Below are 18,414 nucleotides of genomic sequence, written 5' to 3' on the forward strand. Positions count from 1 at the left end.
GCATCCATGCCACGCCGTTCGATCCTGTCCGCCGCCGAGCGTGACAACCTGCTTGCATTGCCGGACGCCAAGGAAGAGCTGATCCGTCACTACACGTTCAGCGACACCGATCTGTCCAGCATCCGGCAGAGGCGCGGCCCGGCCAACCGCCTTGGCTTCGCCGTGCAGCTCTGCTATCTGCGCTTTCCCGGCGTCATCCTTGGCGCCGATGAACCGCCGTTTCCGCCCTTGCTGAAACTGGTCGCTGACCAGCTCAAGATTGGCATCGAAAGCTGGGGTGAATATGGGCAGCGGGAGCAGACCCGGCGCGAGCACCTGGTCGAGCTGCAAATGGAGTTCGGCTTCCAGCCGTTCACCATGAGCCACTACCGGCAGGCTGTTCAGTTGCTGACCGAGTTGGCCATGCAGACCGACAAGGGCATTGTGCTGGCCAGCGCCTTGATTGAGCATCTGCGGCGGCAGTCGATCATCCTGCCCGCTCTCAACGCCATCGAGCGCGCCAGTGCCGAGGCCATCACCCGCGCCAACCGGCGCATCTACGATGCCCTAGCCGAACCGTTGTCGAACGGGCACCGTCATCGTCTCGACGATCTGCTAAAACGCCGCGATAACGGCAAGACAACTTGGCTAGCCTGGCTGCGCCAGTCGCCCGCCAAACCGAACTCCCGCCACATGCTCGAACACATCGAACGCCTCAAAGCCTGGCAGGCCCTCGACCTGCCCGCTGGCATCGAGCGGCTGGTGCACCAGAACCGCCTACTCAAGATCGCCCGTGAGGGTGGCCAGATGACGCCCGCCGATCTGTCCAAGTTCGAGCCGCAGCGGCGCTACGCCACCCTCATGGCGCTGGCCATCGAGGGCATGGCCACCATTACCGATGAAATTATCGATCTACATGACCGCATTCTGGGCAAGCTGTTCAACGCTGCCAAGAACAAGCATCAGCAGCAGTTCCAGGCATCCGGCAAGGCGATCAACGCCAAGGTGCGCCTGTACGGGCGCATCGGTCAGGCGCTAATCGACGCCAAGCAATCGGGCCGCGACCCGTTCGCCGCCATCGAGGCCGTCATGTCCTGGGATGCCTTCGCCGAGAGCGTCACCGAAGCGCAGAAGCTCGCGCAGCCCGAGGACTTCGATTTCTTGCACCGCATCGGCGAGAGCTACGCCACGCTGCGCCGCTACGCGCCGGAATTTCTCGGCGTACTCAAGCTGCGGGCCGCGCCTGCCGCCAAGGACGTACTCGACGCCATTGAGGTGCTGCGCGGCATGAACAGCGACAACGCCCGCAAGGTGCCCGCCGATGCGCCGACCGGCTTCATCAAACCGCGCTGGCAGAAGCTGGTCATGACCGACGCGGGCATCGACCGCCGCTACTACGAACTGTGCGTGCTATCGGAGATGAAGAACGCGCTGCGCTCCGGCGACATCTGGGTGCAGGGGTCGCGCCAGTTCAAGGACTTCGAGGACTACCTGGTGCCGCCCGCGAAATTCGCCCGCCTCAAGCAGGCCAGCGAATTGCCGCTGGCCGTGGCCACCGACTGCGACCAGTACCTGCACGACCGGCTGACGCTGCTGGAAACACAGCTTGCCACCGTCAACCGAATGGCGCTGGCCAACGAGCTGCCGGACGCCATCATCACGGAGTCGGGCCTGAAGATCACGCCGCTCGACGCGGCAGTGCCCGACACCGCACAGGCCCTGATCGACCAGACCGCAATGATCCTGCCGCACGTCAAGATCACCGAATTACTGCTGGAGGTGGACGAATGGACGGGTTTCACCCGGCACTTCGCGCACCTGAAATCCGGCGACTTGGCCAAGGACAAGAACCTGCTGATGACCACGATCCTCGCCGACGCGATCAATCTGGGCCTGACCAAGATGGCGGAGTCCTGCCCCGGCACGACCTACGCCAAGCTGGCCTGGTTGCAAGCCTGGCACGTCCGCGATGAAACCTACGGGGCGGCGCTGGCCGATCTGGTCAACGCACAGTTCCGGCATCCCTTCGCCGAGCACTGGGGCGACGGCACCACGTCATCGTCGGACGGCCAGAACTTCCGCACTGGCAGCAAGGCCGAGAGCACCGGCCACATCAACCCGAAATACGGGAGCAGCCCGGGACGGACGTTCTACACGCACATCTCCGACCAGTACGCGCCATTTCACACCAAGGTCGTGAACGTCGGCGTGCGCGACTCGACCTATGTACTCGACGGCCTGCTGTACCACGAATCCGATCTGCGCATCGAGGAGCACTACACCGACACGGCGGGCTTCACCGATCACGTCTTCGCACTGATGCACCTACTAGGCTTCCGCTTCGCGCCGCGCATCCGCGACCTGGGCGACACCAAACTCTATATTCCCAAGGGTGAAACCGCCTATGACGCGCTCAAGCCGATGATCGGCGGCACGCTAAATATCAAGCACGTCCGCGCCCATTGGGATGAAATCCTCCGGCTGGCCACGTCGATCAAGCAAGGCACGGTGACGGCCTCGCTGATGCTCAGGAAACTCGGCAGCTACCCGCGCCAGAACGGCTTGGCCGTCGCCCTGCGCGAGTTGGGCCGCATCGAACGCACGCTGTTCATTCTGGACTGGCTGCAAAGCGTCGAGCTACGCCGCCGCGTCCATGCTGGGCTGAACAAAGGGGAAGCCCGCAACGCGTTAGCCCGCGCCGTGTTCTTCAACCGCCTGGGCGAAATCCGCGACCGCAGCTTCGAGCAGCAGCGCTACAGAGCCAGCGGCCTCAACCTGGTGACGGCGGCCATCGTGCTCTGGAACACGGTTTATCTGGAGCGGGCCGCGAATGCCCTGCGTGGCCACGGCAAACCCGTTGATGACTCTCTATTGCAGTATCTATCGCCGCTGGGTTGGGAGCACATCAACCTGACTGGCGATTACCTCTGGCGCAGCAACGCCAAGATCGGCGCGGGCAAGTTCAGGCCGCTACGGCCGCTGCAGCCAGCTTAACGTGCTTTATTTTCCGTTTTCTGAGACGACCCCGGTTCGCCCATCCGGGCCGCGGGTAGTCCAGGCTCTGCGCCCAGCCGTTCCGGCGGCATGCGCGCGCTTCGCGAATCAGGGCCGGAATGTCCACGCGAACGCCGTCGCTCGCTTCGGCGTTCGCGGCAGTGGCGATCCGTTCGATGTCCTCGTCGAGTTCCTTCGCCAGCAGGACCTTGCCGGCCGCCGACCGGCAGACCGGACGCAGGACGCCGGGCGGAAACCACAGCGCCTGGGTCTTCAGGCTGGGCAGCAGCGACAGGATGAAGCGCACGTGGATGCCTTGGCGCAGCCCGACCATGACGCCCGCCTTCGTGCGCATCGCCAGGGTCTTCATGTCGGTCAGCAGGCTGTTCTCGGCGAAGAAGGCTTCGTGCTGCCAGGCGCCCAGCAGCATGACGCGCAGCGTGGGAGAGAACAGGTGGTCCTTCTCGGAGAAGGCGAGGTAGCCCATCGTCTCCAGGCTGCCGACCAGCATCGAGGTGCTGGATTGCGGATAGCCCAGGGCGGCGGCGATCTCCGTGATGGTGGCGCCCTTCTGCCTCGCGGCGAAGTATTCGAGGATCTCGATCGCCCGGAATGCCGACTTGACCGGCCGGGGCGATGCGTCGAGGGTTTTCTTGAACTTCGTCATCACATTCCTGATGCCACGGCAAACGGCCCGCCCTACGCTAGATGGATGAATTGAAGGAGAACGAAACCATGTATCCCAAGAACTTCTGGTACGTCGGCGCGATGAAGCACGAGGTCGGCCGGCACCTGCTGGCGAGGACGCTGCTGGAGCAGCCGATCGTTTTCTTCCGCCGCATCGACGGCAGCGTGGCCGCGCTGGCCGACCGTTGCAGCCACCGCCGCATCTCGCTTTCGCTGGGCCGGCTGATCGGAGACGAAGTCCAGTGCGGCTATCACGGCCTCAGCTTTGCCGGCGACGGTTCGTGCACGGGCATTCCGGGCCAGGCGCGCGTCCCGCCCAGCGCCTGCGTGCGCTCGTATCCGGTGGTCGAACGCGACGAGTTCATCTGGTTCTGGCCGGGCGACCCCACGCTCGCAGATGAGACGCTGGTGCCCGACTATTCGGAGATCTGCAGCTCCGGACGCTACGTCGGGCGGCCCGCCGAACCGCTGCTCGTCGAGGCGCCCTGCCTGTTCAACATCGAGAACGTGCTGGACCTGTCCCACGTGAGCTATGCGCACCAGGAAACCGTCGGCACGCCCGAGGTGGCGGTCACGCGCCCGACCGTGGACATCAGCGAGACCCGGGTCCTGGTGACTCGCAACTGGGACCGGGCCTCCACCGGACCTTCGTTCAAGAACCTGTTCGGCTGGGACTTCGTCAAGAACAGCCAGCGCATCAGCTTCTGGCCCGGCGCCAACGTGCTGCTGGAAATCGAGGTGGAGCCGGTCGGCAATACCGATCCGGCCCAGGTCAAGCGGCTGCGGGTCCCAGGGCCCTGCACGCCGTCCACATCCACCACCCATTTCAAGTTCTCGGCGCTCTATCGCGATTTCCTGCTGGACAACGAAGCGCTGACCGCCGGCATGTTCGAACAGTTCCGCAAGACCGTGATGGAAGACAAGGTGCTCATGGAGAACCAGCAGAGCAACTGGGCGCTCGACGGCGTGGAGGTCATTCAGAAGATGGAGCCGTCCAGCAGCGGCGGAATGATGGACATCGCGGTGGACCATGCGCCGCTCGCCGCGCGCCGTTGGCTTCAGCGGCTGACGATGGCGGAGCGCAAGGCACCGGAGATCAGGCTTGCCGAGGTGACGCAAGGCTAGCGTTCCGTTCTGCCTGGCGCGCCCGGGCCCGCGGCGATGGTGAAGGCGGGCCAGTGCAATCCATCGTGCAGCGCGATCCATGCGACCCGGACGGCCAGGCCCACGCGCAAGCGCGCCGGATCGCACTCGACCAGCCAGCTGAGGATCCGCAGGCCTTCGTTCAGGTCGACCCAGGCCTGCGTGCGAGGGGCGCCGGACGCCGCCGGCGCGTCCATGCGATCGACGGTCCAGCTTGCCAGTACCCCGTCGCCGGTGAGCTCGCGCCATTCCATTTCGCGCCGCCCCGTGTAGATGCTGCCGGGCCGCGGGTAAGCCTGCCACCGCCCCGTCTGCGTGCAGAACTGGGCCAGCAGCCGCCGCTCGCGCGTGCCCGCCCAGAACGGCGCGGTGTCCATGTAGTGGCCGCTGGCCCCATCCGGAGTGCGAGGGCTGCTCATCGTTCCAGCACGAGCGCGCTGCTCATCATCCAGGCCCGGCCATAGCCCAGGCCACCGATGCCCGTGACCAGCGCATTGCGCGGATCCTCGACCTGGGTGGCGCCGCCTTCGCCCCCGAGCTGGCGCACCGCTTCCACGAGGCTGAGGCCGCCTGCGGCCAGGCCCGGCTGACCCGCGGAGAGTTGACCGCCGCCCGTGTTCAGCGGCAGCTCGCCGCAGAATCCCAGGTCCGTCTTCTCGACGAAGGCGGCGCCTTCGCCCCGGGCGCAGAAGCCCAGCTGCTCCAGCTGCAACAGCACGGCGATGGTGAAGTCGTCATAGAGCTGCAGCATGTCGATCTGCTGCGCAGCCAGGCCGGCCTGCCGCAGCGCGCGCGGGCCCGCGTCGAGGAAGCCCGATTCGAGCAGGTCGGGTGTTGGATGGCGGATCGCGTGGTTCGTGCGTTCGGCGTAGCCGGCCAGGCGCACGCAGCGGGACAGCCCCATCGCGGACGCCGTCTCGGCCCGCATCATCAGGACACCGTTCGCGCCGTCGCAGAACATCACGCTGTCGAGCAGGCGCATCGGATCGGAGACCTTGCGCGACTGCAGGTAGTCGTCGAAGGAAAGCGGCTTTCGCAGTTTCTCGCAGGCGCGCGCGTTGCCCAGCGCGTGCCCGCGCTGCGTGACCACGATCTTCCCCAGGGCGGCATCGGGCGCGCCGTAACGCTGTTCGTAGGCGTTGTGGATCAGCGCAAAGAAGCCGGGCGGGCGGGCCATCCCGGTCGGCGCGACGAACTCGTCGTGGTAGCCGCGGAACCGCGCCGTGAAGCGCGTGCTGGGCGCATCGGCACCGAGCACGAGCGCCAGCTTGCAGTGCCCATCGCGCAGCGCCGAAGCGGCGGCGGCCACGGCGGACAGCATCGCGCATCCCCCCGTGGTGCCGGTCGCCAGCCAGTCGAGCTCCAGCCCCAGCGCGTCCGACATGAAGGCCGCGTGGAAGGGATTGCTGCCCTCGCTCAATGCCGCCGTGACCGCCAGCCCGTCGATCTCGGCCGGCGCGATGCCGTACTTGCGCACCAGCGCGTCTAGCACGTCCGCCGCCAGGTCGTAGGCGCTTCGGCCCGACGCGAAGACGATGGGCGTTTCGGCATGGCCGCCGATGACGATGTCGGAGGCAGCCATGCGGCCTACGCCGCGGCCGGCGATGAGGCCATGCCCTCGAGGTACTGCTGCTTGAGCTTGCGGCGCGCGATCTTGCCGCTGTCCTCGCGCGGCAGCACGGGCATGCTCAGCACGCGCTGGGGAGAACGCAGCCGTCCCAGCCTGTTCCTGAGCGTGACGCGCATCTTCTCGAGGTCAACACGCGCGCCGGCGTGCGGCTCGATCACCAAGACCAGGACTTCGCCCAGGTCGCGGTCGGCGATGCCGAAGGCGACGCAATCGCGCACCTCGGGCAGCTTCAGCGCTTGCGCTTCGAGCTCGGCCGGGAAGACGTTCACGCCACCGGAAATCACCATGTCCTTCTTGCGATCGCTGATCCACAGGAAGCCGTCCGCGTCCACATGCCCGACGTCGCCGAGGGTGAGCCACTCGCCGCGGCGAAGCTCCGCCATCGCCTCCGGCCGCTGGTGGTAGCTCGCCAGGTCGGCAACATCGCAGCGAATGAAGATCTCGCCCTTGTCGCCCGTGGGCACCGGCTGCTCGTCGTCGTCGACGATGGCGATCTCGACGCCTTCGGGCGCCTTGCCGACGGTGCCCGGATGCGAGAGCCATTCCTCGGACGTGCAGGTCGCGATGACGCCGATCTCGGTGGCGGCGTAGTACTCGATGATGACCGGCCCCCACCAGTCGATCATGGCCTGCTTGATGTCGCGCGGGCACATGGCGGCGCCATGCGTCACCGCCTTCAGCGTCGACGTATCGAAGGCGCGCCTGCGTTCGGGCGCCAGGTCGAGCAGGCGGCTGAACATGGTGGGTACCACATGCATGTGGCTCAGGCGATGGCGCTCGACCAGGTCCAGCAGTCCGCCCGCGTCGAACTTCGGCTGAAGCACCAGGAGCTCGCCGAAGCGCAGGCTGTTGAGCGCATAGACCAGAGGGGCCGAGTGGTAGAGCGGTCCGGTCAGCACGGCCCGGATCGGCCGGATCTCCTGCCCGTGCGCCCCACGCACCCTCAGGCCGAACTTCGCCGCGATCTCGGGCGTGCCGCCGGCGCGCCGGACGCCCTTCGGCCGGCCCGTGGTGCCGGAGGTATAGAGCAGGCTGGCCGGCGCCGGCAGCGGCGCGGCCGTCGAAGGCGCCGAGGCCTGCAGCCAGTCTTCATAGTCGACCGTGTCCGGGTTCGCCGTGCACGCGGCATCGGACAGGCGATAGGCCTGCCGGATCTCGGGCGGCGGCGCGGCTTCCAACACGCGGCAGCCCGCGGGCACGCCTGCGGCGACCGCCTTGAGCAGATCGCTGTGCGCGACGAGCACGCGCGCTGCGCAGTCTTCGAGGATGAAGGCGATCTCATCCGCGTTCGCATGCCAGTTCAAGGGCACGGCCAGGATGCCCGCGCGATTCGCGGCCAGCATGACTTCGAGGACCGGGAAGTCATTGCGCATGAGGATGGCGACGACCTCGCCCGGCACCAGTCCCCACGCCGCCAGGCCGCCGGCCGCTCGCAGGACGCGCTGCTCCAGCGCCTCGCCATCCAGGCTGCGATCGCCGCTGATCAGGGTCGCATGCATGTCGTCGAACCTTCGATGCCTCTAGGCGACGGCGTCGTCCAGGGTCGTCGCCCGGCGCAGCTCGCGCCTGGCCGAGATGTCGTAGCGTCGCCCGCGGTGGAGAACGCAACGGTTGTCCCACATCACCAGGTCCCCGACCTGCCAGCGATGGCGGTACACGAACTGGCGTTGCGTCGCGTGTTCGAGCAGCTCCGCGAGCAGCATCCGGCCTTCGGCGACCGGGCGGCCTTCGATGTGGCCCGCGTGGGCACCGATGAAGAGAAAGCGGCGTCCCGAGCCGGCATGGGTTCGAACCAGCGGCCACCTGACCGGCGGCATGGCATTGCGTTGCGCCTCGGAGTAGTCGGTGTCGCCCAGAAGGAAGCGGGAGTTCAGCGCGTAGTGCTCGGCCTGCAGCCCTTCGAGTTCGGCCTTCAGGTCTGCGGGAAGCGCGTCGTAGGCCGCACGCATGTCGCAGAACTCGGTGTCGCCGCCCGACGAGGGAACGACCACCGCGGAAAGCATCGAATAGCGGGCGGCGGGCTGCTGGAATGAGCTGTCGCTGTGCCAGAGCTGGTTGGCGAAATTGCCGACGACTTCACGCGCGTCGCGTTGCGCGACCTTGCCGTCGAGACTGACGTTCGAGATGTCCGCCAACTCGGCGTACTTGAATCTCGAAGGCCTCTGGTTGACCTTGATGAAGCCGCCTTCGAGCGGCCCGAAGTTGCGCGCGAAGGCGATCTGCTGATCCTGGTCCAGGGCTTGCCCGCGGAACACCAGGACCGACATCTCGTCCATCTGGCGTTCGATCTCCCGGACCTCGGCCGGGCCCAGGGGGCATCGAAGGTCGATGTCCTCGACCTCTCCGACGAAAAGAGGGTGAAGAGGGTTGGCAACTGCGCTCATGGTTATCTCCTTTTCCTAACTCGCAAGGGGGTCGGCGACCTGCGCCGCGGGGGCGTCGGTGCGCTCGAGGTCTGAAGCTTTCTGGAGCCGGCCGAGCGCGAAGACACCGGCGCCGGCGATCAGCAGCGGCGCGGCGGCGACCAGGAAGAGCGTGCCGATCGAGGCGTTGGCGGCGATCAGGATGCCCGCGATGGCCGGACCGATGATCGATCCGAGCTTGCCGATCGATATGGCCCAGCCCACGCCGTTGGCCCGGTTGGCGTTGGCGTAGAACAGGCCCATGGACCCCATCAGCCCGACATGGCCGCCGAGCACGAAGAAGCCGACGATGAAGAGCATCGACAGGAAGACCGTGTCGGAGAAGGTCATCGAACCCAGCGCGGCGACGAAGACCGCCGCGGCCAGCGGAACCGCGCCCATCGCCGCGACGCCGAACCGGTCGATGAGCCGGCTGGAGAACAGGCCGCCGAAAGCGCCGCCCGTGGAGAAGAGGGTCAGGCCGATCGCGGCCAGGGTGGCGGGCCTGCCGGTCCCGACCGTGAGGACGGGTATCCAGCTCGCCAGGAAGAACACCGTGACCGAGTTGGCGATGAACGCGAGCCAGAGGATCGGCGTGATCCTCGACAGCCGGCCGCCGAAGAGCGACTTCACCGAATCCTTCCATCCGCCCAACGGGGCCCGGTCTTCTTCCGCTTCGAGAACGAAGCGGGTCTGCGAAGTCGCCCGCGCCGCGGGATCGATGGCATTGACGATCCGCGCGATCGTGGCGCCGCCCCTGCCGGCGAGCGCCAGGTACTTGATGGATTCCGGCAGCGCGAAGGCGAGGACCGGCAGGAGGACCAGCGGCGTGAAGCCACCGATGTAGAACAGGACCTGCCACCCGAACACCGGCACCAGCCAGGCCGCGAAGAGGCCGCCGACGCTGATCCCGATGACGTAGCCGATCATCACCAGGCCGACGACGCTGGCGTGGAAGCGCCTGGGCACGTACTCGACGTTGAGCGCGAAGCAGATGGGCGTGATGCCGCCGATGCCCAGCCCGGCCAGGAAGCGCAGTGCGGCCAGCTCGGTGACGTTGGTCGCCAGCACCGCGGCCAGCGTGAACACGCTGAAGATGAAGGTCCCCAGCAGGAACGCCGGACGGCGCCCGATCCGGTCCGCCAGGTACCCGAACAGGAAGCCTCCGAGCATCACGCCCAGCAGGCCGGCGCTGAAGATGAAGCCGAAGGACGCCTTCTCGATGCCCCAGCTGGCGATGATCGTGGGCGAGGCGAACGCGATCGCCTGCAGGTCGTAGCCGTCGCACAGCATGATCAGGAAGGACAGCACGAGCAGCGTGCCCACCGTGCGGTTGGGCGACTGCCTCTCGATGACGTCGGTGATGTCGAGGGTGTCGACGGTGTTGTTCATTGGGTCTCCTCCAGGCGATCGTGATCGGTGCGCCCCGATCGGGCGCATGCGGATTCAGTGCGCGCAGAGCGCGCGCGCGAGCGCGGCGCGAAGCCGGTCGCCCGAGCTCTTGTCCCAATGCATCGCGCGCCAGCAGATGATGTTGTCCGGGCGCACGAGCAGCGCGCCGCTTTCCTCGATCTCGCGAATGCGGGCGAAGTCGCCGTACAGGTCCTCGAGCTCCTGGCCCGGGCCGATGATGTGCACGTCCAGGCCGATGCCGAGCGATTCCGCGGCGTGGCTCGCGGCCTCGAGCCACGGCGATCCGGTGATGCCCGAGAGCAGGCTGAAGCGCCCCTTGCCGCAGAGGTCGAGCGTCGACACGCGGCGGCCATGCCGCGTGAGCCAGACGTGCGGCACGGGCGCGCCGGGGCGGCTGCTGTGCTCGTGGTAGAGCTCCGCGTCGCGGCGGAAACCCGGGTCCGGCGTCTCGTCCGCCGCGATGGCCGCAGAGCGATAGCGCTGGTTCATCTCGACGCCGTGCGCGTTGTAGACGTACTGCGTGTTGTCGATGGCGGCGCGCAGTGCGGCGCGCTGCGCCTGCGCCTCAGGGCTCTGTTCCTTCAGGCGGGAGATGTTGCGCTGCATCTGTTCCGGGTCCTGGGTGTCGAACAGGCCCAGCGCGGCGAGGATCGGCGGGAAGTCCCCGAGGCTCTTGTTCGCGCGCTGCACCACCTGCTTGGCCACCGGCGCGCGCTCCTCGTCATAGGTGGCGAGCAAGGCCGGCCCGGCTTTTCCGCGCAGGACGTGGGAGAGCTTCCAGCAGAGGTTGAACGCGTCCTGGATCGAGGTGTTCGAGCCCAGGCCATTGGTCGGGGGATGCCGATGGACCGCGTCGCCCATGCAGAACACGCGCTTGTCGAACAGCCGCGTGGCGTACATGTCGTTCACCGTCCAGGTCGAGGTCGACTCGATCTTCACCGGGATCGTCGGGTCGCCCAGCAGCGAGTGGACGATCTGGCGCGCATGCGCCTCGTCGACGGCCGGCGTGCCGTCGGCGATCTCGTAGCCCCAGATGCAAAGCCACTTGTTCCACGGCCGGACCATGCGGATGACGCCGATGCCCAGGCCGCCGACACTGGAGCCGGGCTGGATCACCCAATACAGCACGCTCGGCCGGTGACCCACGTAGGCGCTCAGGTCGGCCTCGAACACCACGTTGATCGATCCGGAGACACCCATCTTTCCTTCGACCGGCAGGCCGACCTGGTCCACGACGCGGGAGTTCGCGCCGTCCGCGCCGATGAGGTACTTGGCGCGGATGTCGTACTGGCGGCCCTGCAGGTGGTCGTGCACCGTCGCCGTGACGCCCGCATCGTCCTGCTTCAGGGAAACGAACTCGGTGTGAAAGCGCACGTCGGCGCCGCGCCGCGCCGCGTTGTTGATGAGGATCGGTTCGAGCAGGTTCTGCGGCAGATCGCACATGTGCGTGGGCGAGGCCAGGTCGTAGTCGGCCCGGCGCTGCGGGTGCGTGCCCCAGGTCAGCACCCGGCCCAGTTCGTCGCCGACCAGGCTCGTGCAGTAGACGTTCTCGCCCATCAGCTCGGCCGGCGAGGCCATCGCTTCGCACTCGGCCTCGATCCCCAGATCGCGCATCACTTCCATCGTGCGCTGGTTCGTGATGTGCGAGCGGGGCGTACGCGAGGTGGTCGCGTATTTGCTGACGCACAGCGTCTTCACGCCATAGGTCGCGAGAAGCAAGGCCGAGGCGGCCCCGGCAGGACCGCTGCCGACGACGAGGACGTCGGTTTCGACGGTGCTGGTGGGTTCGTTCATGAAGTCTCCTTGTTGGCAGGTTGTTCAGGCCGGCATCTCGCCGGCATGGGCGGCGCGCAGCAGGCGGGCGATGTCTTCGCGGCGCGCAGGGCGCGGATTCGCGTAGGCATCGGCGAGCGCGCGCCCGGCGGCTTCGTCGATGCCGTCCGAGGGCATGCCGATCGCAGCCAGGGACGTCTTTGGACAGGTGGCTTGCAGCAAGGCATGCAGGGCCGCGCCGGCGCCGCGCGAGGCCGGCGCGCCGAGGGCGGCCGCGACGCGTCCGAGCTCGGCGGGCGCGGCGGCCTCGTTGAATGCCGCCACGTGCGGCAGCAGCACGGCGTGCATCGGCCCATGGGGCAGATCGAAGCGGCCGCCGAGCACGTGGCAAAGCTTGTGGTGCAGGCCCATCGAGACCATGCCCAGCACGGTCCCTGCCAGCCAGGCGGCGTAGAGCGTCTGCGCGCGTGCGGCGAGGTCGTCCGGCGAATCGACGGCGGCCGGCAGGCCTTGCGCCATCGCCCGGATGCTCTCTTGCGCCAGCAGCATGGTGATCGGATTGCGGTCGGGCGCGTACATCGCCTCCACGGCGTGCGCGATCGCGTTCATGCCGCTCGGGCCGGTGACCTCCGGCGGCAGCGAGCGCAGGTGCTGCGGGTCATAGAGCACGGTGCTGGGCAGCACACGGGGATCCCGGCCCGTGCGCTTGACGCCGTCGGCGCTCAGGCCCCAGATGGGTGTCATCTCCGAGCCCGCATAGGTGGTCGGCAAGGCGAGGTAACGCATCCCGTGATGCAGCGCGAGCGCCTTGGCCAGTCCGATGGTCGAGCCGCCGCCGACCGCCACCAGCAGGTCCGCGTCGGCGTCCCGGACCACCTGCGCGGCGCGCTTCACCGTCGCTTCCGGCACGTGCATGACGGCGCCGTCATGGATGCCCGCGCCCCGCGCGCCGAGATCGCCGAGCACCCGGCCCGCCAGATCGTGCTGGTCCGGCGTGCAGAGCACCAGCGCCCGTCGCGCGTCCAGGCGCTCGACCTCCGCGAGGACCTGCCCGGTCGATCCGGCGCCGAAGACGACCCGGACCGGCCAGAAGCGCGCAACGAAGTCATTCAGCTCGCCGTGCATTCAGGTCTCCAGCAGGCTTGCCGTGCCGAGGTCCAGGCCGCGCCGCGCAATGGCCGCGCGTGCCGTGTCGGTCGAGCCGAGATCGGCCAGGAAGCCGTGGCCCGCGCCCTGCATCACGTGCAGGTCGATCGCGTTGTTCGTGCGGGCCTGTGCCTGCAGCCGCGAGAGGTTCTGCGGACCGAGCAGCGCGTCCTCGTCGCCGACGACGACCGTGTGCCGCGTCCGGACCTCCGGCAGATAGTCGAACGGGACGTCCAGCGGATCGCGGTTCTCGAGGCCCTGCGGAAAGGGGTAGTAGGCGACGAGGCGCGACACGACCTGCCGTCGCGCCAGCTCGAAGACGAAGAGCCCGCCGAGGCAGAAGCCTGCCACGCCGTCGATGCCCTGGCCAGCGATGAAGCCGATCAGTTCCTCGACGTAGGCGCGGTCTGCCAGTCGATGACGTCGCTGGAAGGCGGTCTCCCGCGTCGGCACGGCCAATTCGCCGAAGGGCGCGAACGGGTCCGCCAGGAGCACTTCGCCGGCACCCTGGGCCGCGAGGTACGCGGCATAGCCGCGATAGAAGGCGTTGCAGCCGTAGATGTCCGGCAGCACGAGGAGCCGAGGGCCCCGGGCCGCGCCGGCGTAGCGCAAGGCGCAGATGGCACCGTCGATGCTCCCCGTGGAGGCGGTCCGCGGGAACAGCGCGGGAGCGGTGTTGTGGCACATGGGCGGCAGCCTCTCGCGGTCTCAGGCGGGGGACTTCTCGATTACGAAGTCCAGCGCCATCGCCTGCATGCCTTGCTCCATGGCCGGCGGCATCACGAGTTCGGGCTTGACGCCGTTGCAGCAGTCGCTGTCGACCCACTCGCCGCCTTCGAAGTAGTACTGCGTGGTCAGTGCCTCGAAGCCGTCCTTGCGGACCTTGAAGTGCACGTGCGCGGGGCGCCAGGTGTGGCTTCCCATCAGGGTCAGCAGGGCGCCGGTCGGTCCCTTGTTCGGGATCTGGTAGGGCGCCGGCAGCGTGGTCTGCACGCGCCATTGGCCCTGCGCGTCCGTGCGGACCTTGCCCCGGTAGTAGTCGACCGGTATGTCGCCGTGGTAGCCGCCGAAGCCGCTGTACCGGCCGTCCGGCGTGGAGTGCCAGATGTCGATGACCGCATCGCTGACGACGCGCCCTGCATCGTCCTTGACGGTGCCGTGCAGGAGCAGCGGCTTGTGGTCGTCGCTGTCGTAGGTCTTGAGCTTGCCGTCGACGAAGGGGGCCTCCTCCTTGAAGTAGGGCCCCTGGATGGCCGGCGCCGACCCGCGCGTGGCGGCGGCCTTGATCTCGACGATCGTGCTGTTGAGGAAGACATCGCAGAGCAGGCCCATCTCCTTGGCCTCGGCGACCTGCATCATGTACATCACGCCTGCCCGGTACTCTGCTTCGGTCACGTCGTGTTCGACCAGCACCTTGCGCACGGCGTCGATCATGGCGCTGGCGATCTCATGGACTCGGGGATTCGTCATGGGGCTCTCTCTCTTGAAGAAGATGAATCGGATGGATGGAAGAGCTCAGGCGCCGGAGCGACCGATGCGATGGGGCGCAGCGCGCGCGAAGCGCCGCACCTGGTTCTCGTCGAGCTGGATCCCGAGGCCCGGGCCTTCGGGGAGCCACAGGGCGTGGTCCTTGTAGACCGCGGGGACTTCGCACAGGTCCTCCTCGACCAGCAAGGGGCCGATGACCTCGCCCCCGTAGGGCAGCGCTTCGATCGATGCCGCCAGCTGCATGTTGGCGGCCGTGCCGATCGAGGTCTCCAGGAAGGTACCCATGTACACGTGCATGCCGCCGGCATTGGCGATGTCGGCCATGGCGCGCGCCGGGCGCATGCCGCCGGTCTTCATGATCTTCAGCGACACGAGCCCGGCCGCGGCCCGCTTCACGACCTCGGTCGCGTCGTGCAGGGACTGCACGCCTTCGTCGATCAGCAGCATGCTGCGCGCCTGCCGGTTGATGCGGGCCATGGCATCGAGATTCCAGCGCGCGACGGGCTGCTCGATGATCTCGATGCCCGCCGCCTCGAGCGGCCCGAGCGCCCGCATCGTCGTCGGTTCGTCCCAGGCTTCGTTGGGATCGACGCGCAGGCTCGCCTTGCCCTCGAGTTCCTTGGCGATCGCCAGGGCGCGCCGCAGGTCCTGCGCCAGCGGCAGCGCGCCCATCTTCAGCTTGAAGGCGCCGGCCTTGCCCGCCTCCAGCATGCGCAAGGCCTCTTCGACCTCCTGGCGCACGTCGCCCGTCGCGAGCGGCCAGGCGACGCTGAGGCGATCGCGAAAGCGGCCTCCGAGCAGGACGTGGATGGGCGCGTCGACGATCTTGCCGACCGCATCCAGCAGCGCCATCTCGATGCCGGTCTTGGCGAAGGCGTTGCCGGCCACGCGGCCATGCAGCTTGGCCATGATGCGGGAGGCATCGAGCACGGGTTCGCCGACGACGAGCGGCGCCAGGTAGTGGTTGATCGTGGCCTGGATCGCCTCGACGCTGTCGCCGCTCCACCAGGGGCCGCAGGGCGTGATGGACTCGCCGATCCCGACGATGCCGCCTTGGGTATGAAGACGGATGACCACGCTGCTCTGGTGCCGGGCGCCCAGGCGGGCGAACTGCTGGATGCGGCGCAGCGGCAGATCGACGATCACCGTTTCGACCGCTTCGATCTCCGAGGCGCTGCGGTCGGCACCGCTGTCCCGGCCGTCGGCAAGGGTTGTTTGCTTGAGCATGCCGCCAGTCTAGAAATTCGGTGCCATATGGTCTAATACCTTCGATCAGCGTCAGCGATACGGGATCGGTATGGCTTGCCCGGTACAGGATCGAGCCCTCAGGAGTGACGAATGGAGTTTCGACAGCTGCGCTACTTTGTTGCTGCCGCGGAGGAGGGCAACGTCGGCGCGGCCGCCCGGCGGCTGCATATTTCCCAGCCCCCGGTCACGCGGCAGATCCATGCGCTTGAACAGCATCTGGGCGTGTCCTTGTTCGAACGGAGCGCGCGCGGCGTGCAGCTCACGCCTGCCGGCGCGGCGTTTCTCGAGGATGCACGGCGCATGCTCGAACTGGGCCGGACCTCCGTCGATCGCTCGCGCGCCGCCAGCCGCGGCGAGATCGGCCAGCTCGACATCGGCTATCTCGGCACGGCGATCTACCAGACCGTTCCGGCACTGCTCCATGCTTTCACGCAGGCGGTCCCCGGCGCGACCGTTTCACTGGCCCTGATGTCCAAGGTCCGGCAGATCGAGGCGCTGCGCGCCGGCACGATCCATGTCGGTATCGGCCGCTTCTATCCGCAGGAGCCCGGCATCACGGTGGAGCACCTGCACTACGAGCGCCTGCACATCGCGGCGGGTTCGAGCGTGGCCCGCCCCCTGAGCCAGGACCCCAGCCTGCGACGGCTGCGCGGCGAGTCGCTCGTGCTCTTCCCCAAGGAGGGGCGGCCGAGCTTTGCCGACGAAGTGATCGCGCTGATGCGCCGAGCCGGCGTCGAGCCGCGCGTCACGGCGATCGTCGAAGACGTCAACGCCGCCCTCGGGCTCGTGGCGGCGGGTGCCGGCGTGACGCTGGTCCCGGCCTCGGTGGCCGCGATCCGGCGGCCCTTCGTCCGGATGATGGAGATGACCGATGCGAGCGCCAAGGTGCCGGTCAGCCTGAGCTACCTGACCGACTCTCGCGTGCCGGTGCTTCGCGCATTCCTCAATGTGGCGAGACGCGCGAAGGGGCAGAAGTAGGGGATGCGTTTCATCGCCGCCGTCAGGCATCAGCGCGAAGACGACTACCATTGAGATCATTCGCCACGCGGCGCCCGCAACGGACTTCCTCGAAGGCGAACGCAACTCCGCTTCACATGGCCACCCAAGATCGAACCCCGGCGGCACGCAAGAAGGCATCGCGCCCCGCCGCGCCCAAACCCGCCAGCGAATCGACGCTGTACGTGCAATCGGTCGAGAAGGCGATGAAGGTCCTGATGGCCTTCGACGGCTCCAAGCGCCAGCTTTCGCTGTCCGAGATCTGCACGCTCACGCAGCTCGACCTGAGCGCCGGGCAGCGCTTCACCTTCACGCTCACGGCCCTGGGCTATCTCAACAAGGAGCCGGAAAGCCGCAAGTACGAGCTTTCGCCGCGGCTGCTCGACTTCACCTACCACTACCTGGCGTCGAGCGAGGTGGTGAACCGCGCCGCGCCCTTCCTGCAGCAGCTCAGCCAGATGACGGAGGAGGTCTGCAACCTGACCGTGCTCGACGGCCTGCTGTACCACGAATCCGACCTGCGCATCGAGGAGCACTACACCGACACGGCGGGCTTCACCGATCACGTCTTCGCGCTGATGCACCTGCTGGGCTTCCGCTTCGCGCCGCGCATCCGTGACCTGGGCGATACCAAGCTCTACATTCCCAAGGGTGAAACCGCCTATGACGCGCTGAAGCCGATGATCGGCGGCACGCTCAACATCAAGCACGTCCGCGCCCATTGGGATGAAATCCTGCGGCTGGCCACGTCGATCAAACAAGGCACGGTGACGGCCTCGCTGATGCTGCGCAAGCTCGGCAGCTATCCGCGCCAGAATGGTCTGGCCGTCGCCCTGCGCGAGTTGGGCCGCATCGAGCGCACGCTGTTCATCCTAGACTGGTTGCAAAGCGTCGAGCTGCGCCGCCGTGTGCATGCCGGACTGAACAAGGGCGAGGCCCGCAACGCGCTGGCCCGTGCCGTGTTCTTCAACCGCCTGGGCGAAATCCGCGACCGCAGTTTCGAGCAGCAACGCTACCGGGCCAGCGGCCTCAACCTGGTGACGGCAGCCATCGTGCTGTGGAACACGGTTTATCTGGAACGGGCCGCGAATGCCCTGCGTGGCCACGGCAAGCCCGTTGATGATTCTCTATTGCAGTATCTGTCGCCGCTGGGTTGGGAGCACATCAACCTGACTGGCGATTACCTCTGGCGCAGCAACGCCAAGATCGGCGCGGGCAAGTTCAGGTCGCTACGGCCGCTGCAACCAGCTTAACGTGCTTTATTTTCCGTTTTCTGAGACGACCCCGTATGGTGTCGCGCAGCTCGGCGGCTCGTTTCTGTTGCGCCAGAAGCGGGATTTCAAGGCCTCAAAACGCAACAGCCGTAAACCTACCGTTTTTTCGCGAAATGGTTATTACGTTAAATCGTACAAAGCTATCTCCCCCCGCGGGAGAGCCAAATCGCCCTTCGGCTGTCTCCTCCCAAAGGGCGCTCATTCCTAGTTGCACTGGGCGGCGCTGCTTGGATTCACGGCG

The 18,414-nt window shown here is 67.3% G+C and carries 15 protein-coding genes; 4 read left to right on the forward strand and 11 right to left on the reverse strand.

Going from position 1 to position 18,414, the window contains the following annotated elements; genetic code table 11:
• The first annotated feature begins 6 nt into the window (after positions 1–6).
• The gene (locus ACIGJB_RS33385) at positions 7–2,973 is read left to right on the forward strand and encodes a Tn3 family transposase (RefSeq protein WP_483735227.1); all 2,967 of its coding nucleotides are present in this window, start codon (positions 7–9) and stop codon (positions 2,971–2,973) included.
• On the opposite strand, the gene ACIGJB_RS33390 is transcribed toward ACIGJB_RS33385, so the two are convergent.
• Positions 2,942–3,640: an IclR family transcriptional regulator gene (locus ACIGJB_RS33390; RefSeq protein WP_483735228.1), complete on the reverse strand. Its 699-nt coding sequence runs from the start codon at positions 3,638–3,640 to the stop codon at positions 2,942–2,944. The two genes, ACIGJB_RS33385 and ACIGJB_RS33390, sit on opposite strands and share 32 nt — an antisense overlap.
• 68 nt (positions 3,641–3,708) lie before the next feature.
• Between ACIGJB_RS33390 and ACIGJB_RS33395 the strand changes: the two genes are divergently transcribed.
• Positions 3,709–4,785, forward strand: coding sequence for a Rieske 2Fe-2S domain-containing protein (locus ACIGJB_RS33395; RefSeq protein ID WP_483735229.1), 1,077 nt, complete (start codon positions 3,709–3,711; stop codon positions 4,783–4,785).
• On the opposite strand, the gene ACIGJB_RS33400 is transcribed toward ACIGJB_RS33395, so the two are convergent.
• From ACIGJB_RS33400 to ACIGJB_RS33445, 10 genes are read right to left on the reverse strand one after another with little or no spacing between them, the layout of a single operon-like run.
• On the reverse strand, positions 4,782–5,222 hold the full coding sequence (locus ACIGJB_RS33400) for a Zn-ribbon domain-containing OB-fold protein (RefSeq protein WP_483735230.1): 441 nt from the start codon (positions 5,220–5,222) through the stop codon (positions 4,782–4,784). The genes ACIGJB_RS33395 and ACIGJB_RS33400 overlap by 4 nt on opposite strands.
• Positions 5,219–6,385: a thiolase family protein gene (locus ACIGJB_RS33405; protein ID WP_483735231.1), complete on the reverse strand. Its 1,167-nt coding sequence runs from the start codon at positions 6,383–6,385 to the stop codon at positions 5,219–5,221. The genes ACIGJB_RS33400 and ACIGJB_RS33405 overlap by 4 nt, the downstream gene beginning before the upstream one ends.
• A gap of 5 nt (positions 6,386–6,390) precedes the next feature.
• Positions 6,391–7,932: an acyl-CoA synthetase gene (locus ACIGJB_RS33410; RefSeq protein ID WP_483735232.1), complete on the reverse strand. Its 1,542-nt coding sequence runs from the start codon at positions 7,930–7,932 to the stop codon at positions 6,391–6,393.
• A 21-nt stretch (positions 7,933–7,953) separates the two neighbouring features.
• Positions 7,954–8,817, reverse strand: coding sequence for an alpha-ketoglutarate-dependent 2,4-dichlorophenoxyacetate dioxygenase (gene tfdA, locus ACIGJB_RS33415; RefSeq protein ID WP_483735233.1), 864 nt, complete (start codon positions 8,815–8,817; stop codon positions 7,954–7,956).
• 15 nt (positions 8,818–8,832) lie between these two features.
• Positions 8,833–10,227, reverse strand: a complete 1,395-nt coding sequence (locus tag ACIGJB_RS33420; protein WP_483735234.1) for an aromatic acid/H+ symport family MFS transporter — start codon at positions 10,225–10,227, stop codon at positions 8,833–8,835.
• A 54-nt stretch (positions 10,228–10,281) separates the two neighbouring features.
• Positions 10,282–12,042, reverse strand: coding sequence for an FAD-dependent oxidoreductase (locus ACIGJB_RS33425; protein WP_483735235.1), 1,761 nt, complete (start codon positions 12,040–12,042; stop codon positions 10,282–10,284).
• Positions 12,043–12,066: 24 nt separating this feature from the next.
• Positions 12,067–13,146, reverse strand: a complete 1,080-nt coding sequence (locus ACIGJB_RS33430) for a maleylacetate reductase (RefSeq protein ID WP_483735236.1) — start codon at positions 13,144–13,146, stop codon at positions 12,067–12,069.
• On the reverse strand, positions 13,147–13,854 hold the full coding sequence (locus ACIGJB_RS33435) for a dienelactone hydrolase family protein (protein WP_483735237.1): 708 nt from the start codon (positions 13,852–13,854) through the stop codon (positions 13,147–13,149).
• A gap of 21 nt (positions 13,855–13,875) precedes the next feature.
• Positions 13,876–14,637, reverse strand: coding sequence for a chlorocatechol 1,2-dioxygenase (locus ACIGJB_RS33440; RefSeq protein ID WP_483735238.1), 762 nt, complete (start codon positions 14,635–14,637; stop codon positions 13,876–13,878).
• Between the two features lie 45 nt (positions 14,638–14,682).
• Positions 14,683–15,882, reverse strand: coding sequence for a muconate cycloisomerase family protein (locus ACIGJB_RS33445; protein WP_483735239.1), 1,200 nt, complete (start codon positions 15,880–15,882; stop codon positions 14,683–14,685).
• 111 nt (positions 15,883–15,993) lie between these two features.
• Between ACIGJB_RS33445 and ACIGJB_RS33450 the strand changes: the two genes are divergently transcribed.
• Both ACIGJB_RS33450 and ACIGJB_RS33455 read left to right on the forward strand, forming a co-directional pair.
• Complete coding sequence (locus ACIGJB_RS33450; RefSeq protein WP_483735240.1) at positions 15,994–16,881, forward strand: LysR family transcriptional regulator; 888 nt, start codon at positions 15,994–15,996, stop codon at positions 16,879–16,881.
• A gap of 116 nt (positions 16,882–16,997) precedes the next feature.
• Positions 16,998–18,152, forward strand: a complete 1,155-nt coding sequence (locus ACIGJB_RS33455; RefSeq protein WP_483735241.1) for a Tn3 family transposase — start codon at positions 16,998–17,000, stop codon at positions 18,150–18,152.
• The last annotated feature ends 262 nt before the right edge of the window (positions 18,153–18,414 follow it).

The organism is Cupriavidus sp. C2SS-8b (assembly GCF_057073745.1).